The organism is Cytobacillus sp. QJM3NY_8, from assembly GCF_056173585.1.
This window is the reverse complement of the sequence record NZ_CM149681.1, coordinates 2913237-2928476: the sequence shown is the minus strand read 5'-3', so window position 1 is coordinate 2928476 and position 15240 is coordinate 2913237. Positions and strand designations below refer to the sequence as shown.

Here is a 15240-nt window from a genome sequence, read left to right as displayed (position 1 = left end):
GTGTCATGTCATCTTGGGTGGCGGGGGTCAGTCCATATCTTTTAGAAATAAGAATGAGCTAACGCACGAATCCCATCCCCGATCTTCTTCACACCAACTGCAATTATCCGGTCCTCCACCTGAGAGACACTCAATCGAATTCTATTTTCCTTTAGATATTCTGGAAGATACATTGGTGCAGCATCCTGAACCAATACATTTTTCTTTTGAAGATGCTTTACAAGATTCTTCGCCTTCATTCTGCCCGGAAGAACAACTGTCGAATAGAATCCCGAATCCCCGCCAGTAAATGAAGTATTGGGAGGCAAATGCTCCAGGTATGCCTTTTGGAGAATGGTACCCTTCTTCTTGTATTGCCGCCGGAGTTTTTCAATATGGGCTTTGAACATACCGCTGCTTAAGTAAATCTCAAGTGCCCCTTGTGTGAGGACGGGTGTATGGACGTCTGCTGCAAATTTGGCCTGTGTAAAACTTTTCATTAAGGCTTCTGGAAGAACTGCCAATCCTAATCGCAGCCCTGGCAGCAAAACTTTCGAAAAGCTTTTTGTGTAAATGACTCTTCCGGAAGGATTATAGGCAAACATGGGATCTGCCTTTTTTCTTGTATCAAGATCACCCATATAGTCATCCTCCACTATGTAGACATCATATTTCTGAGCGAGCTCGACCATATCCTTTTTTTCCTGGTTGGAGTAGCTGCAGCCTGTAGGGTTTTGAAATCTGGAAACAGTGTAGAAAAACTTGATGTTTCTCTCTCTGAATATCTTTTCTAAGTAATTGAGGTCAATGCCTTTCTGATTTACCTCTATGCCAATAGGCTTCAAGCCGCGGGAAGTGATGGAATCTATGAAACTGAAGTGGGTTGGCTGTTCTGTGCAGATCTCTGTTTTATTATTAGGAAAAGGGAGTGAGACCAAGAGATCCAGAGCCTGCTGGGAGCCGGATACCACCGCAATTCTTTCAGCCGGGGCGAAAACCTGCAGATCCTGAAGCTGAGCTGAAAGCTGATGCCGAAGACTCGGCAAACCGAGGGGATGGGAATACTGAAACATTTCCTCTTTATATAGCTCAATTGCCTGATTCATACAATGCTGATAATCACGGTAGGGCATCTTGCTTTTATCCGGTCCTGCTGAGACAAAGTCAATGATCATAGGTTTTTGTTTTTTTGGCATATCAGTACCAACCGCAAAATAGCCGCTTTTTGGCACAGAGTAGATGAGATGTGCCTTTTCCAATTCACTGTAAGCTCTCATTACTGTGTTAATGCTGCAGTTAAATTCTTTGGCAAACCTGCGAATGGAAGGGAGCTTTCCTCCGGCTTTCAAGCGTTCATCATCTAGTCTTGATTGAATTTCTTCTATGAGTTCATCATATTTATTGCCCATAAAAACACTCCGCTCGTTGAATTTGTATGGGTACAGATGGCCAAAACTGTTCTTTTCTGTATCCATCATGCTGTTTATAGTATAAGGGACAAATACAAGAGCTGACATCATGACAGAAATCCTATTTTATATGAAGGAGGAAGAAAAGATGAAGTGGATGAGAAGAGCAGGTATTGCTGCCCTTTCCGTGTTATTGCTGCTGACGGGTACAGGTGCTGGGGCATTAGGGGGAAAAGAAAACACAAAGGATCTGCACATTGAAGAAGCTTTTGCAGGAACAGAGGGCACTATGGTTCTCAAAAGTCTTAAGAATGACAAGGGAATTCGAAAGCTGGAACCGGGATCATTCGCTTGCTTCTGCCATGAGGGAATCAGCTATCTGGTTTTATCAGGACCTGGCGAGAACGATTGGTGAAAAGAAGATGCAGGAATACGTATCAAACATCCAGTACGGAAACCAGGACATATCAGGAGGAATCGATGCCTTTTGGCTGGACAGCAGCCTGAAAATTTCCGCAGCAGAGCAAGCTGATTTTATCGAAAAATTGGTTGAAGAAGAATTGCCTTTTTCACAAAAGAACCAAAAGACAGTTAAACGAATGATGATTCAGGACGAGCAGGATCAGTTCATCCTGCATGGTAAAACAGGGTCAAGGCTGTCTGACATGGGACTGGGCTGGTACGTTGGTTTTATTGAAACAGAGAAGGAGACATGGGTGTTTTCGGTGAATATTGATGGAACAGGTACGGAGGCTAAGAATATTGCTGTGGAGGTGCTGAAAGAGAAAAGAATCATGAAAGACTAAGGTCAGCAGATCAGTGAAGGAAGCCATAATAATGGTTTCCCTCACTGGACTTCTGCTGAAAATGTATAAGAGACTTTTCCATTCGGCCATTCTGCTAAGACTTCATAAATATAGCTGCCTTTACTTGAAGGTACAGTAATTTGATGATTCTCAAGCTTTATTTCTTTTTCTTTTCCTGTTTCATTCCATAAGTACACTTTAATAACTGGTTGATCTTCAATCTTAATCCTAACTTTTTGGTCTGGTTTCATCATAATAGGTGTTAGATGATCTGCCATTTGATTCGGTGATGCGTGATCTGTTGTCATAGTTTCCGTCTCTAGCCCTTTTTTTCTAACCCACTGTTCATTTCCTTTTTCCATTTGATAATCTGTCCCGTTCACTTCGGCAACTGCATTCATCGATGGAGGGAATTCAGCTTCTTCCCCAGCGTTAGTTGAGCATCCAATCATTATTATAAAAAGAGAATAGGCTAAAATCATTTTTAACAACCGTTTTAAACCCACATTGCCACCCGCCTTTTTAGAGAAACTATTAAAAACAGTTTAACTGAAAGAGGAAAAAATTGCATAAATGCGGAATTAAAATAGGTACCGTCAATAGAAAGGAATACTGAAATGACTAAAAATATCTCCTTAATCCGTTCATCGAAATTACCGTCAGTTGATTATGCATATGCATCTCATGTTCCTTCCGGAATGGACCTATTTTTTATGGCGGGAGCCTGCCCGCTTGATGCCACTGGAAAAGTGCCTGAGCAAAGCGGATATGAAGAACAGGCCAAGCTTTGTGTCGAGAACTTGAAGTCAGCATTAAAGGAATGCGGGGCAGAATTAAAGAATGTGGCTTATACAAGAGTTCTCGTCGCATCCTCAGACCAGGCAGATTTGGTGACAGCCTGGCAGGCAGTCAGAGAAGAATTCGGCTCACATGATGTTCCAAGTACATTGTCCGGTGTAACCGTTTTAGGTTATAGCGGCCAATTAGTTGAGATAGAAGCGGTTGCAGCTTTATCCAAAGAATAAAAAATTTTTTTTGGTGAAAGTTTTTCGAATTGAAGATCGTTTAGGCGTTTCTATTCACGGATTGCGGCTGTTGTTCAAGCCATCTATGCTTAACCAAAATTTTATAGCAAAGGGCACCTGCCTGAGCAGCATGAAGTGGAAACCCCCGCGTCTAATCGCTTTTTCCTTAGTTTGTCTTATTTTTTGACAATTATTATATATTGGAGCCCGAAGGTTGTGAAAATGGACAATGGACCCATCCGCCATAGGCTGATAGGGTCCATTTTTTTATTCGTAATGCTTTAAAACCAGCTGCTGTTCTTCAATGGCATATACACAGTCAGCGACCCGATCCATAAATACTTTATCATGAGATACCAGGAGGACGGTACCCTCATATGCTTTTAAAAATCGTTCAAGGGCTTCAATGCAATAAACGTCCAGAAAATTCGTCGGTTCATCTAATATCAGGACATTATATCTGCCGAGGAACAGCTGGCAAAGCACGAGACGGATCGCTTCCCCGCCGCTTAAGCGGCAGACATCCTTTTTCAGATCATTACCTGTAAAGCTCATAGAATGGAGGACAGAACGAATCTTGCTTTCATCGTAATCGCTTGTTTCTTTCATAAATTCAAAAACAGGCTTACTTTTCTCAAATTGGTAATCCATTTGTTCATAAGCGCCTATAACTGCTTTCGGAGAAAGAATCGTTCCCTCGCCGCGATCGAAGATAGCTTTTAGCAGTGTTGTTTTTCCGGAGCCATTTTTCCCAGTAATTGCGATGATTTTTCCAAGCGGAAATTGGAAGTTCGCTTCCTTAATAAGTGTTCGGTCTCCTGCTTTCAGCGTAATCCTCTCACCCATAATGGGATACTTATTATGCATTTCAAGAGCGGGGTGCTGATGAAAGTGGATGGTCGGATCTTCTTTGGGCGCTTCAACAGCTTCAAGCTTCTGCACCCGCTGCTCAATAGCTTTGGCTGCCCGCTGGACGGCTTTTTGGCTTGTTTCTTTTGACTTCGTCATAAACATTTTGTTTGCTTTCGCCTTTGTTTCTTTTTTTGAGATATGTCCGCTGGCTTGCGTTATTTTGTCTGCCTTTTTCATTTTTTCTTCTGCCGCTTTTAATAGCCGGGACTTCTCTTTCAGATATTTTTCATGCTGTTCCAGCTGCTGTGTTCGCTTAAGCTCTTTTTGAGCCTTGTAGTCCGAATAATTTCCGGTATACTCTGTCACGCATCCATGTTCAATTTCCCAAATCTTTGTGACAAGCTTATCCAATATATATCGGTCATGACTGACAATGACCAGTGCTCCATAATAATAGGTCAATTCTTCAATGAAAAACTTGATCCCTTCTCTGTCGAGATGGGTAGTAGGTTCATCAATCAATAATCCTTCATAGTAGTTTGAAAAGATTCCAGCAAGCTTCAGCTTTGTTTGTTCACCGCCGCTCAGATGATTCATATCGATCTTAGGTATCGATAATTTCCCTGCGAGACCAGGGTCAATATCACTTGCATCTGGAGCGACGAGCTGATCGAAATAAGCAAAATCGGCCAAGCGGTTCACAATTCCCTGGTCAGGGTGTATCTGACCGGACATCAGCTTTAGGAGAGTGCTTTTTCCTGCCCCGTTTTTTCCTACAATGCCAATGCGGTCGAATTGATGAATGGCCAGCCGAGGAATATTCAATACCAATCTATCTAAATAAGAGACTTCTATATTTTCTAATTCAAAACATACTTTTTCCATCATAAAACCTCATTTCTTATTTGTTTATTCCGATCAGGATATCTGCATCTAACGTTACATGACCGCTGTTCCTGCCAATAAAAGAATGAATGGCAGCCTGATTGGAATCCCAGGAAAGGGGAGACATCCTGACTAAATACGGAAGTTTGCTTTCGTCCATTTTTCTTACATCCGTCACATGAATCGTGTCAGTTAGAGTAAAATGCTTTCTAAAAAGGGAAACGACCTCATCATTTTTATATAAATTATTTTCATTGCTTCCATAAAAGGAATTCCGCATTTCCTTTAAATGCCCACTCCGCGGGACCGCCTTTATGATGATCCCTTTTGAGGTCAAAATTCTCTTGAATTCCCTGTAATTTGAAGGAGAGAAGAGATTCAGAATCATATTGAAGGACTGATCTGCTAAAGGAGATTTAGCCAGATCCCCTACAAGCCATAGTTCATTTTTGTAATTTTTCGCAGCCTGTTCAATCCCGGCTTTCGAGATATCCACACCAACACCTGTCATCGTTCCAATCCCGGATTTCTCTAATATCTTTTTCAGGTGTGAACCTTCACCGCACCCTGCATCAAGCATTAAGGATGGAGTGCTGGAATGTGCGAAATAGTCATGAATGACGGCTGAAATTTTGTCATGAAGAGGATCAAACAGTTCACTTTCCATGATGATTTTCTCTCTTGCTTTATATAAAGTTTTGCTGTACCTGCTCTTGGCAGAATGATTCAGCATGTTCACATATCCATGCTTTGAAATATCATAGGTATGCCTGTTCGGACATAAGAGGCTTTTATATTGAACAAGATCTAATGATTCCTGACAGAGCGGGCATTTTAGAGAAGTACTGAAAGTCTTAAACTTTGCAGCGATTTTTTGATTTACCATGTTTTCTCTTCCTTTCAACAAAAAAAATCACAGGCATCTGCCTGTGATTCAGAGTAAAGGGAAGAAGACCCATCCTAATTTGGTTTGGGCTGATCAGAGCCGTCAGCAAATAAACCTTCCTGTTTTTTGGAAGAGTTTAACAGATAAAAAAAGAGAAAGGCAGTAAAATCATGCCTTTCTCAAATTGCCAATTTCGTTTGGCAGAATATGAAATAACAAATTGACGCTATTCCATATAAATTGAAGATTATTAAAAAAGGACAGACTGATCCCATTTACTCTGCATACACAAGCAGAGCCTTTGAACGTATTCAATTACTGGTTCAAAGCTGGGAATCGAAGTCTCATTGCGTGTGTCATTTTTTAATAATCCTCCTTAAAGATAAAATACAGTTGTATTATAAATGCTATTATTAGATAAGTAAAGGTCCGTGCGGAATTTTATAAAAGAGGGGAGGGAAGACTTAGTTTGAAATGGAGGGAATAATATGAAAAATAAATTTTTCCTGATTTTATTCATCGCACTTTTTGTATCTTATAGTTCGGCATATGCCCAATCCCTGACTTATCCCTGTAGCATAGTACTTGAGCCGGTAAATGAAGTCCCCAATATTAGCGGCACAGTTTTAATTGCAAAGGTAAAGAAACCATATACGGATCAGCCAGGAAGTCCTGTAAGAGAACGAACCGCTGTCGGTATATACGCTGATTGGATGCCTCAGCCTTCAGCATTTGGGGATTATGATGAATATGAAGGATTTGCTCAAATTCCTGGTGTAATAAGCTGGAGATTTAAAATGTATCCCATTAAGGAAGATCAGCCAAGCTGGTTTGGCGGTTCGCCTTGGGTGGGGAAATTTGATGAAATCTCAGCAGAATTATCTGCTGAAACGATCGTAAGCTTGAGGCTGTCCAATTCCAGGACCAATCGTCTGGGACCGGCCGTTTTACAAAGTACATTAAAGGGATGTGTACAGTAAGAAGGATTTTATATAAAGGGTATTTAATACTAATTAGGGTGAAAAAACAAAAGACTAAGAGGGAGAAGCGAATGATAGCAGAGTTAGGAGAACTAAATCAATATGATATTCCCGGTCTAATAGATTTATCGGCATCGGTTGGATGGGATTATGATGAAAATGAAGTTAGAACACTTTTGGAATCTGGGAGAGTTTTCGGACATAAGAATTCTGCAGGGAGAATTGTTTCAAGCTCAGCAATAATCCCCTATGATACTAAACTGGCGTCGATTGGCATGGTTATTGTCCATGAAGAATTCAGGGGATTAGGGCTGGCAATGGAAGCAGTCCGGAAATGTGCTGAAAGTATTACTGCGGATAGGACGGTAATGCTGATTGCAACGAAGGAAGGACAGCCCCTTTATGAAAAAATGGGCTTTACAACAGTGGATTATATAAGCAAATTTCTTTGTGATAAATTTGTCCCTGAAAATTTACTGGATCATGATGGAGTTTTCATAGAAGACTTCAATCAGTCTGATTTAACCAAACTTGTTGATTTGGACGGGGCTGCCTTTGGGGATAAGCGAAGTGTTTTTCTCCGCAATCGAATCAGCCAGTCCAAACAATGTCTGGTTGTTAAGAATAATAATGGAGAAATCATTGGGTATGGACTATCCATACAGGGGCCAGTCAATTTAATACTCGGACCTATTGCGGCTCCGGATTCAGAAACTGCTGCTCTAATCGTAGAAAAATTGGCTTTACATCATAAAGGGAAGCTGCGAATTGATGTTCCAGAGGGAAGAACTGATTTTATGTCCTATTTGGAGCGAAGCGGTTTTGTTAAATCAAATACTCCACCAGTCATGATAAAAAATTCAGCAGCTATGCCGCAGAGGAACAAATCCTTATATGCTATTGCTTCGCAGGCTTTTGGATAGGAGAATGATGAAATTGGCTATGCGCAAATAAATCGTTTTATCCACAAGTAAAATAGGGTTATGTGCAAATAAAATATTTTATCCGAAAGTAAATTTGGTCTATCCGCACGTAAATTTCACTAGGACGTCAATAATGCTTATATAGCTCTGAAAAACGGCTGCGGAAAGCCCAATCTCCATGCAAAATCATAAAAAAACGGCTTAATCTCAGGATTAAAGCCGTTTTTTTATGTATTTATCTTTAATTATCGCCTAGATAATCAGCAGTGCCGTCCCGATCGTAATCAGAATTGCGCCTGCAATTGTATTTAACGTCGGTTTTTCTTTTAAAATGATGAAACTTAATATCATTGTAAGCACAACACTGAACTTATCAATGGGGTTAACCACACTAACCTTGCCGATGGCCAGAGCGCCGAAATAGCACAGCCAGGATAATCCGGTTGCGGCTCCTGAGAGGAAAAGAAATAGATAAGACTTTTTGGAGATTTTTTTAAGATCCTTAAAGGTCCGCTGAAAAAACACAATCCCCCAGGCGAAAATAATGATGACCACTGTCCGGATGAAAGTAGCCACATTGGAGTCGACGTCTTCAATTCCTATCTTTGCTAAAATATTGGTGGCTGCAGCAAATACCGCAGACATTATCGCCAGGAAAATATACGATTTTGTATTGAATACTTTCTTTTTTGAAGTCTTTTTTCTGTCTTTTCCGATTAAAACAAAGGTTCCAATGGAGATAATGACTCCCCCTGAAACAACTAATGCTGTGGCGGGTTCCCTTAGAATAATAAATGATAACAGGATGGTTAAGACGACACTCGACTTATCAATGGGAACTACTTTTGACACATCGCCGATCTGAATGGCTTTAAAGAAACAAATCCATGATAGGCCGGTTGTCAGGCCTGAAAGAATGAGAAATATGTACGATTTTACAGAAATAGTCAAGATGCTTTCCGTTTCTCCCGTAATAACAACCATAAGATAAGCCATGATGACCACTACAATCGTCCGGACTGCAGTAGCCAGGTTGGAATCTACTTTTTCAATGCCAATTTTTGCGAGGATGGCTGTGAAAGATGCAAATACTGCGGCAAGCAGAGCTAAAATGATGCTCATAGACATGATCTCCATTTCTTCAATGGGTTTATTATATACATTTTATTTTACTGAAGTGCATATAGAATATTCTCTAATCCCTTTAGTGTAAATTTATAAAATTCTGTTTTCCTGTTGAGTATTCTATATTATAGTTTGGTTAAGCAAGGAGGCAGAAAATGGATCAAATTGATAAAAGAAATCGTTTGAATGATGAACCATTTCGTTTTCGGCAAAATAAGAATAACACAGTATTTCTTGATTATAATGGAAAACAAGTGAAAATTCTAAAAGGAAAAGATGCAGAGAAGTTTCTAAAAAAAATGAATGATGCTGAAGATGAAAAGAGCAGGCAGTTAATCATGGCGAAGATAACGGGGAACTTTAAACGGGGAAATGAACGGTTGTAATGGTTCTGAGCTAAAACAGCAGTGTCAATTGACACTGCTGTTTCTATCTTTATGTAAGCAGAATTCTACCTGTGCTGGTCGAAAAGAATAGCGTTGCCATCCGGATCTTCGAGTGTGAAACTTGCAGGGCCGGCGCCTGACTCATCTGCTTCGTTTATAATTTGAATCCCTTGTTCCTTCAGCTGCTTTTGTAGCTCCCGAATGTCAGTGAATCCCTCTAAATTTTCTGCGTTTTGGTTCCAGCCAGGGTTAAATGTAAGGATGTTTTTTTCGAACATGCCTTGGAATAGACCTATCACACAGTTTTCATTCTTTAAGATCAGCCAATTTTGCGCAATATCCCCGCCTAATGCCTCAAAACCAAGTTTTTCGTAAAATTCTTTTGACTTATTAATGTCTTTAACAGTTAAACTTACTGAAAATGCTCCTAGTTTCATAGTTCCTCCATGGTTTTAGTTTTTATATAATTCAGATAACACAACTTGAGTTTAATCGAAGCCATTTTATAAAGCAATAAAGTTGCCATTAAAAAAGCGGCTAACGCCGCTTTTTAATAAAGTCTTCTTCTCCGAAATCGGCTGCAGGTAAAATCGGTTTGGATTTTCATATAAATATAAATGATCGTTGCAATTGTTCCTTCTTCGCCGGGCCAGTTTGTCTTTGGCTTCAGGCACTTAAGGAATTCCTGGTCACAGCAGCATTTAGATCTCCCGCTTGCCCAGCATTTATCATGGACCCTGCAGCAGGCATCCACTTCATTAATAGGGCCGTCTGGTCCGCTGCAGCCGGGGCCGCACCATCTGTAGCCGGGAAATAGACAAGGAATTTGTTTTCTTCTAGTCAATAGTATCCCTCTTTTTATATCAATTTAATTATTGATATGGCAGATCATTCATAGAGGTGTGGTTACTTAACTACTAAATGAAGATTGTTTAAGCATTAAGGGCAGGGGCCCATACCCCATAGGCATCTGACGCATATCCTTTACTGTAGACAAATACAGAGGAGGAGTTCTGTTTGGATTATCAATATCAGCACATGCCTGCGACACAGGAGTATGTTCCGCAAAATAGCATGTATTTCCCTGAATACCGTATTCGGCCGGGTTTTGGATTCGGGAGACCAGGCTTTGGGTTTGGCCGGCCTGGATTCGGCTTTGGAGGACCAGGATTTGGACTGGGGCTTGGATTTTTAGGGGGGCTGGCGACAGGAGCATTGCTGGCACCTGGACCAGGATTTGGATATCCTTACTATCCATACCCGCCATACCCGTATCCGCCATATCCTTACTATTACTAAAGGAGGAGAGCTTTGTCCTGGGGCAGGGCTCTTTTTTTAATTGATTTAATTTTCAGAATTGTATAATATGAAATAACGATAGGAGGATGAGAACATGATTAAACAAGTCGGACAAATAATGCTATACGTAAACAATCAGGATGATGCAGTGAATTTTTGGACTGAAAAAGCCGGGTTTCAGGTAATAGCCGAAGAAGATAATGGCCAGGGAATGAGATGGATTGAAGTGGCGCCATCAAAGGAGGCGGAAACGAGCATCATTCTCCACAATAAGGAGTGGGTAGAGAAGATGTCTCCGGGGTTAAACCTGGGCACCCCTTCACTGATGTTCTTCACGGAAAATATTGAACAACTGTATAGTGACTTTTCAAACAAGAATATTACCGTTGGAGAAATGGTAGACATGCCTGCCGGCCGGGTTTTTAACTTTGCGGATGGAGAAGAAAATTACTTTGCTGTGATGGAGAAAAAGTGATAAAGGGGTTGAAAGCGCTGATAAATTAAGAGGTGTAGAAAGATGAAACAAATTATTGCTCTCGGAGGCGGAGGGTTTTCTATGGAGCCCGACAATCCATTATTAGATGCGTATATACTTAAACAATCTGGCAAACCAGTTCCCAGTATCTGTTTTGTCCCTACTGCAAGCGGTGATTCCGACCAATATACAACTGATTCTATCATTTTTTTGAAAAAATGCCCTGTCAGCCATCCCATTTATCTTTATTTAAACCGCCAGCCAGAGATATAGAAGGATTTATAATGGAAAAAGATATTATTTATGTTGGCGGAGGCTGCACGAAAAATCTCGTTGCTTTGTGGAAGGAATGGGGATTAGATGCTTTGCTTAAAAAAGCATGGAATCAAGGGATTATTCTGGCTGGCATAAGCGCCGGCTCTTTATGCTGGTTTGAAGAAGGCGTTACAGATTCCTTTGGCGATGAAAAGCTGGATCCGTTAAAATGTTTAGGATTTTTAAAAGGCAGCAATTGTCCTCATTATGATGGTGAATTAAATAGAAGGCCTTCCTATCATCGATTAATGTCTGAAAACAAAATCAAAGCTGGTATCGCAGCAGATGATGGAGCCGCCATTCACTACATAGACCAGGATATTCTGAGGATTGTCAGTTCAAGACCTGATGCAAGGGAGTATAGAGTATATTTTGATGGAGAGGTAAAATAAGAAGTGCTTGAAGCTGAATTTTTAGGATAACAACTTACGGGAACAGCGTACAAAAAATCGTCAGGACCACTAATCTGAACAGTTTCTCAAGCATTCCGCCAGCTCCTTTCGATTGGTAAGCATAGTTTTATTCTACGTGTCCTTTATTAATAGAATATAATTGGCCTGTAAAGTTTTTGTTAAGTGTATTTAGGGGTTCGCCGGCATCCCTTTTCCCATGTCTGAAACAGCTCTATTTCCTCTATTTTATGATTTTGATATTCTTAAGGAGAGGGGGAGAGGGAATGAACAAAGTCTATCTCGATTACAATGCAAGCACACCTTTGGCACCGGAGGTTTTAGATGTTATGAATCCGCTTCTGACGGGCTATTACGGGAATCCTTCCGCCCATCATTGGGCTGGGCATCCGGTAAAAGAGAAGCTGGTGATTGCCAGGAAACAGGTAGCTGGCTTGTTGTCATGTTTGCCGGAAGAGGTTATTTTTACAAGCGGCGGAAGTGAAGCGAATAATTTGGCATTAAAAGGTTATTATTTCAAGCATCAATATAAAGGCAAACACATCATTACGTCAAAAATCGAGCATCCTGCCATTGTAGAGCCCCTGAAATTTCTGGAGCGCCTGGGTGCTGAAATCACCATGGTGGATGTAGATGCATATGGGATGGTTTCTCCTGAGGCAATTGAAGATGCCATTCGGGAAGATACAATCCTGATCACCGTCATGCATTCAAACAATGAAGTGGGGACCCTTCAGCCGATCGATGAAATAGGGGAAATTGCCAGAAGACACAGGATCGCTTTTCATACCGATGCATCTCAATCCGCAGGCAAGGTACCTATTGATGTCAATCACCTGAATGTGGATATGCTCACTATAGCGGGCCATAAATTGTATGCTCCTAAAGGAATTGGCGCCTTATATATCAGAAAAGGCTTAGAGCTTGAGCCGCTGATTCATGGAGCCGGACACGAGTTTGGATTGCGAGCAGGAACAGAGAACACGATGCTTGCAGCCGGGCTAGGAAAAGCCTGTGAGCTGGTTCAGGAGCAGGCCTGGGACCGGAAGCTCGCTGACTTAACGAATTATTTTTGGGTTCAATTGCAGGAGGCATTTGGTGATGAGGTTGTCCTTAACGGCCACGAAGAAAAACGGCTGCCGAATACCCTGAATGTAAGTTTTGTCAATCGGGTTGGACAGGACATTTTATCCGCCATTCCACAGCTCGCTGCCTCTACAGGGTCAGCCTGCCATTCAGGCATAGTGGAATTGTCCCCTGTTTTGAGGGAAATGAAGGTTCCTGAATATGTTGGAATGGGTGCTGTCAGATTCAGCCTTGGAAGATATACGGCAAAGGAGGAACTTGATCAGGTGATTTCCTGGCTGAAAGAAACATTCTAAATTATTCCACTGAAAAGACATCGGCAATCTGCAGAAGATCATCCGAAAAAATGCAATACATATCCGCATCACCGGCTTCAATGGCCATTTTTGGTACGGCAATTCCATCGTAGCCTTGCTTCGCAAGACTTTTGCGAAATTCTGAATTGGCTTCATCTTTATTCAGTAAGATCGCCTTATCTTTCCAGGTAAGGTGTCTTTTTTTGCGCTTGCATAGTCACAAAAGGGGTCCCGTTCATCCATAAAATGTTCAAAGGAATCGAAGTCCTTTAATATTGGTTTATCTATATACACTTTATAAACAAATCCCAGCACCTGTTTGTCATATTCAACCACTTTCGGCAAACCATCTTCCCAGAACTCAGTGTCCGATTTTTCGATAACCGTTTCTGTTCCAATGGCAAAGGACTTCGCAGATTCAAAGTCTGATGAAAGCCATATGCCAAGCGTATCGATCTCTTTCATTGCTTTTTGCATAGTCTGCTCTTTATGAAAGTGGTCAAATTTCCTTATGGAACCGTGATAAACGATCAAAAGATACACCTCCCATTCATAGGATGCCCCATCATTTGGTCCGTTATGAATGATGAAAAGATCCAGCATGATGATCCCTATTTTATAAAAAATTCATTTTTATTTCAGCACTTTGGAAATAATAAAATTAAAAAGAGGGACGTGCAGCCAATGAGTGATAAACAAAACACGGAATTAACTGCAGCTGAAATAGCGCAATTATGGTCGGCTTATTTGAACAGCAGCATGTGTAATTGTATTTTCACATACTTTTTAAATGCGATTGAAGATCAGGAACTACAGTCCATGCTTCAGGATAGTATTCAATTGACTGAAACACATTTACAGAAACTGACCGGTTTTTTTGAAAACGAAGGGTTATCCGTGCCACATGGATTTAAAGCTGAAGAGGATGTAAGAGAAGATGCTCCACAGCTGTTTTCGGAAAATTTTTCCCTGCATTTCTTCTACAATATTGCCATGTTTGCTGTTAATTTTTATGCGCTGTCCAAAACACTATCCGTCCGGTCTGATATTCAGGAATACTTTAACAATTGTTTGATGGAAATTAATGAATATGAAACAAAGCTAAAAAAAATGCTGCTGAACAGAGGCTTGTATATGAGATCCCCTCTTGTCATTCCAGTGAAAGAAACCAGCTTTGTTGAAAGCAAAAAATTCATGGGTGGTATGTTTGGAGATAAAAGGCCGCCGAACGTTATTGAAATTACAAATATCTATATGAATTTGAAAAGGAATGCCATGGGAAAAACGATTATGGTGGGATTTAGCCAGGTCGCCCAATCGAAGGAAGTTGGCCAATTCATGGTAAGGGGCAGGGACATAGCTGCCAAACATACAAAAGTATTTGCCGGGATGCTCGAAGAAAGTTATTTGCCTGTTAGTATGTCTTGGGATATGGAAGTAACGGATTCCACTGTCCCGCCCTTTTCAGATAAGCTAATGATGTTTATGACGACATCCCTCATTGCTCTTAGTGCAGGGATTTATGCCACAAGTGCAGCTGCAAGTGCACGAAAAGATATTTCGATTAATTACATTCGCTTGTCTGGTGAAATCGCTAATTTTGCTGAAGATGGTGCAAACATCCTGATAAAAAACGGCTGGTTCGAGGAGCCGCCGCATCCGGCAGACCATGATGAACTGGCAAATAGATAATCGCTGAAGGCTGGGGGAGGAGCGTATTCTTTTCCAGCCTTTTTTGATTTATTGTATTCCACTTGCATGAAGAATTAGAAAAGGGTGGAGAACAGCGAGAACTAGCAATTTGAATGTTTTTTCGATGGAGACAAAAACAATTACGCTGGCAGAACTAGTTGCGCTTATGGTGATGAACGCAAAGGTATTGAGAACCTAAACTGACCCGAAGAGACATACGGAATTAATGAAGAAATTCTACGCAGACGTACGGATCATCCAAAATGAGAAATCGCTGCTGATTACGCCTGGGGATGGGCTGGCGATCTCATGAGTGGAAGGTGAATAACGACGAAAAGGGCAGTGCTCCAAAAGAAATGGTAGTTAATCGTAATGAATAACGACGAAAAAGGCTGTGCCCCATAAGGGATG

18 protein-coding genes and 2 pseudogenes are annotated in these 15240 nt (G+C 41.0%); 11 read left to right on the top strand and 9 right to left on the bottom strand.

What is annotated here, in order from left to right; all coding sequences use genetic code 11:
• Positions 1–41 precede the first annotated feature (41 nt).
• Positions 42–1499, bottom strand: a complete 1458-nt coding sequence (locus AC0VZ9_RS15200; protein WP_251267302.1) for an aminotransferase-like domain-containing protein — start codon at positions 1497–1499, stop codon at positions 42–44.
• Here AC0VZ9_RS15200 and AC0VZ9_RS15195 point away from each other — a divergent pair.
• Both AC0VZ9_RS15195 and AC0VZ9_RS15190 read left to right on the top strand, forming a co-directional pair.
• A complete protein-coding gene (locus tag AC0VZ9_RS15195) occupies positions 1498–1803 on the top strand; it encodes a hypothetical protein (RefSeq protein WP_475396395.1) in 306 nt (101 codons plus the stop codon). The two genes, AC0VZ9_RS15200 and AC0VZ9_RS15195, sit on opposite strands and share 2 nt — an antisense overlap.
• Positions 1706–2194: pseudogene (locus AC0VZ9_RS15190) on the top strand (penicillin-binding transpeptidase domain-containing protein); the annotation flags it as partial. The gene AC0VZ9_RS15195 and the pseudogene AC0VZ9_RS15190, both read left to right, overlap by 98 nt.
• 41 nt (positions 2195–2235) lie before the next feature.
• On the opposite strand, the gene AC0VZ9_RS15185 reads toward AC0VZ9_RS15190, so the two are convergent.
• Positions 2236–2700, bottom strand: a complete 465-nt coding sequence (locus AC0VZ9_RS15185; protein ID WP_009334184.1) for a hypothetical protein — start codon at positions 2698–2700, stop codon at positions 2236–2238.
• Between the two features lie 111 nt (positions 2701–2811).
• On the opposite strand from AC0VZ9_RS15185, the gene AC0VZ9_RS15180 reads away from it, so the two are divergent.
• Positions 2812–3219, top strand: coding sequence for a RidA family protein (locus AC0VZ9_RS15180; RefSeq protein WP_009334185.1), 408 nt, complete (start codon positions 2812–2814; stop codon positions 3217–3219).
• Between the two features lie 267 nt (positions 3220–3486).
• On the opposite strand, the gene AC0VZ9_RS15175 is transcribed toward AC0VZ9_RS15180, so the two are convergent.
• From AC0VZ9_RS15175 to AC0VZ9_RS15165, 3 genes are all read right to left on the bottom strand, one after another.
• Positions 3487–4956, bottom strand: a complete 1470-nt coding sequence (locus AC0VZ9_RS15175) for an Msr family ABC-F type ribosomal protection protein (protein ID WP_475397507.1) — start codon at positions 4954–4956, stop codon at positions 3487–3489.
• A gap of 16 nt (positions 4957–4972) precedes the next feature.
• Positions 4973–5842: a putative RNA methyltransferase gene (locus AC0VZ9_RS15170; protein WP_071158303.1), complete on the bottom strand. Its 870-nt coding sequence runs from the start codon at positions 5840–5842 to the stop codon at positions 4973–4975.
• Positions 5843–6157: 315 nt separating this feature from the next.
• Positions 6158–6202: an erythromycin resistance leader peptide gene (locus AC0VZ9_RS15165; protein ID WP_108721263.1), complete on the bottom strand. Its 45-nt coding sequence runs from the start codon at positions 6200–6202 to the stop codon at positions 6158–6160.
• Between the two features lie 128 nt (positions 6203–6330).
• Between AC0VZ9_RS15165 and AC0VZ9_RS15160 the strand changes: the two genes are divergently transcribed.
• Together AC0VZ9_RS15160 and AC0VZ9_RS15155 are read left to right on the top strand one after the other, a co-directional pair.
• Complete coding sequence (locus AC0VZ9_RS15160) at positions 6331–6822, top strand: YoqH family protein (protein WP_475396394.1); 492 nt, start codon at positions 6331–6333, stop codon at positions 6820–6822.
• Positions 6823–6893: 71 nt separating this feature from the next.
• Positions 6894–7745: a GNAT family N-acetyltransferase gene (locus AC0VZ9_RS15155; RefSeq protein ID WP_251264935.1), complete on the top strand. Its 852-nt coding sequence runs from the start codon at positions 6894–6896 to the stop codon at positions 7743–7745.
• A 252-nt stretch (positions 7746–7997) separates the two neighbouring features.
• Here the strand turns inward: AC0VZ9_RS15155 and AC0VZ9_RS15150 are convergent, their stop codons facing one another.
• Positions 7998–8867, bottom strand: a complete 870-nt coding sequence (locus AC0VZ9_RS15150) for an EamA family transporter (protein ID WP_019383424.1) — start codon at positions 8865–8867, stop codon at positions 7998–8000.
• Between the two features lie 158 nt (positions 8868–9025).
• Between AC0VZ9_RS15150 and AC0VZ9_RS15145 the strand changes: the two genes are divergently transcribed.
• Positions 9026–9256, top strand: coding sequence for a hypothetical protein (locus AC0VZ9_RS15145; RefSeq protein ID WP_019383425.1), 231 nt, complete (start codon positions 9026–9028; stop codon positions 9254–9256).
• Between the two features lie 65 nt (positions 9257–9321).
• Here the strand turns inward: AC0VZ9_RS15145 and AC0VZ9_RS15140 are convergent, their stop codons facing one another.
• Positions 9322–9693 (bottom strand): VOC family protein, encoded by a 372-nt coding sequence (locus AC0VZ9_RS15140; protein ID WP_217026706.1) that lies wholly within the window; start codon positions 9691–9693, stop codon positions 9322–9324.
• A 113-nt stretch (positions 9694–9806) separates the two neighbouring features.
• Positions 9807–10100 carry a phospholipase gene (locus AC0VZ9_RS15135; RefSeq protein ID WP_475396392.1) on the bottom strand — a complete coding sequence of 98 codons (294 nt, stop codon included), beginning with the start codon at positions 10098–10100 and terminating at the stop codon, positions 9807–9809.
• Between the two features lie 230 nt (positions 10101–10330).
• Here AC0VZ9_RS15135 and AC0VZ9_RS15130 point away from each other — a divergent pair, with 230 nt between their 5' ends.
• The 4 genes and pseudogenes from AC0VZ9_RS15130 (at position 10331) to AC0VZ9_RS15115 (ending at position 13137) form a co-directional block, all read left to right on the top strand.
• Positions 10331–10555: a hypothetical protein gene (locus AC0VZ9_RS15130; RefSeq protein ID WP_175502200.1), complete on the top strand. Its 225-nt coding sequence runs from the start codon at positions 10331–10333 to the stop codon at positions 10553–10555.
• Positions 10556–10649: 94 nt separating this feature from the next.
• Entirely contained in the window at positions 10650–11030 is a 381-nt protein-coding gene (locus AC0VZ9_RS15125; RefSeq protein WP_009334195.1) for a VOC family protein, read from the top strand.
• 42 nt (positions 11031–11072) lie between these two features.
• Positions 11073–11737 (top strand): annotated as a pseudogene (locus AC0VZ9_RS15120) (Type 1 glutamine amidotransferase-like domain-containing protein).
• 284 nt (positions 11738–12021) lie between these two features.
• Positions 12022–13137, top strand: coding sequence for a cysteine desulfurase family protein (locus AC0VZ9_RS15115; protein ID WP_475396391.1), 1116 nt, complete (start codon positions 12022–12024; stop codon positions 13135–13137).
• A 162-nt stretch (positions 13138–13299) separates the two neighbouring features.
• Here the strand turns inward: AC0VZ9_RS15115 and AC0VZ9_RS15110 are convergent, their stop codons facing one another.
• On the bottom strand, positions 13300–13740 hold the full coding sequence (locus AC0VZ9_RS15110; RefSeq protein ID WP_475396390.1) for a hypothetical protein: 441 nt from the start codon (positions 13738–13740) through the stop codon (positions 13300–13302).
• Between the two features lie 81 nt (positions 13741–13821).
• On the opposite strand from AC0VZ9_RS15110, the gene AC0VZ9_RS15105 reads away from it, so the two are divergent.
• Positions 13822–14829, top strand: a complete 1008-nt coding sequence (locus AC0VZ9_RS15105) for a DUF3231 family protein (protein WP_009334199.1) — start codon at positions 13822–13824, stop codon at positions 14827–14829.
• The last annotated feature ends 411 nt before the right edge of the window (positions 14830–15240 follow it).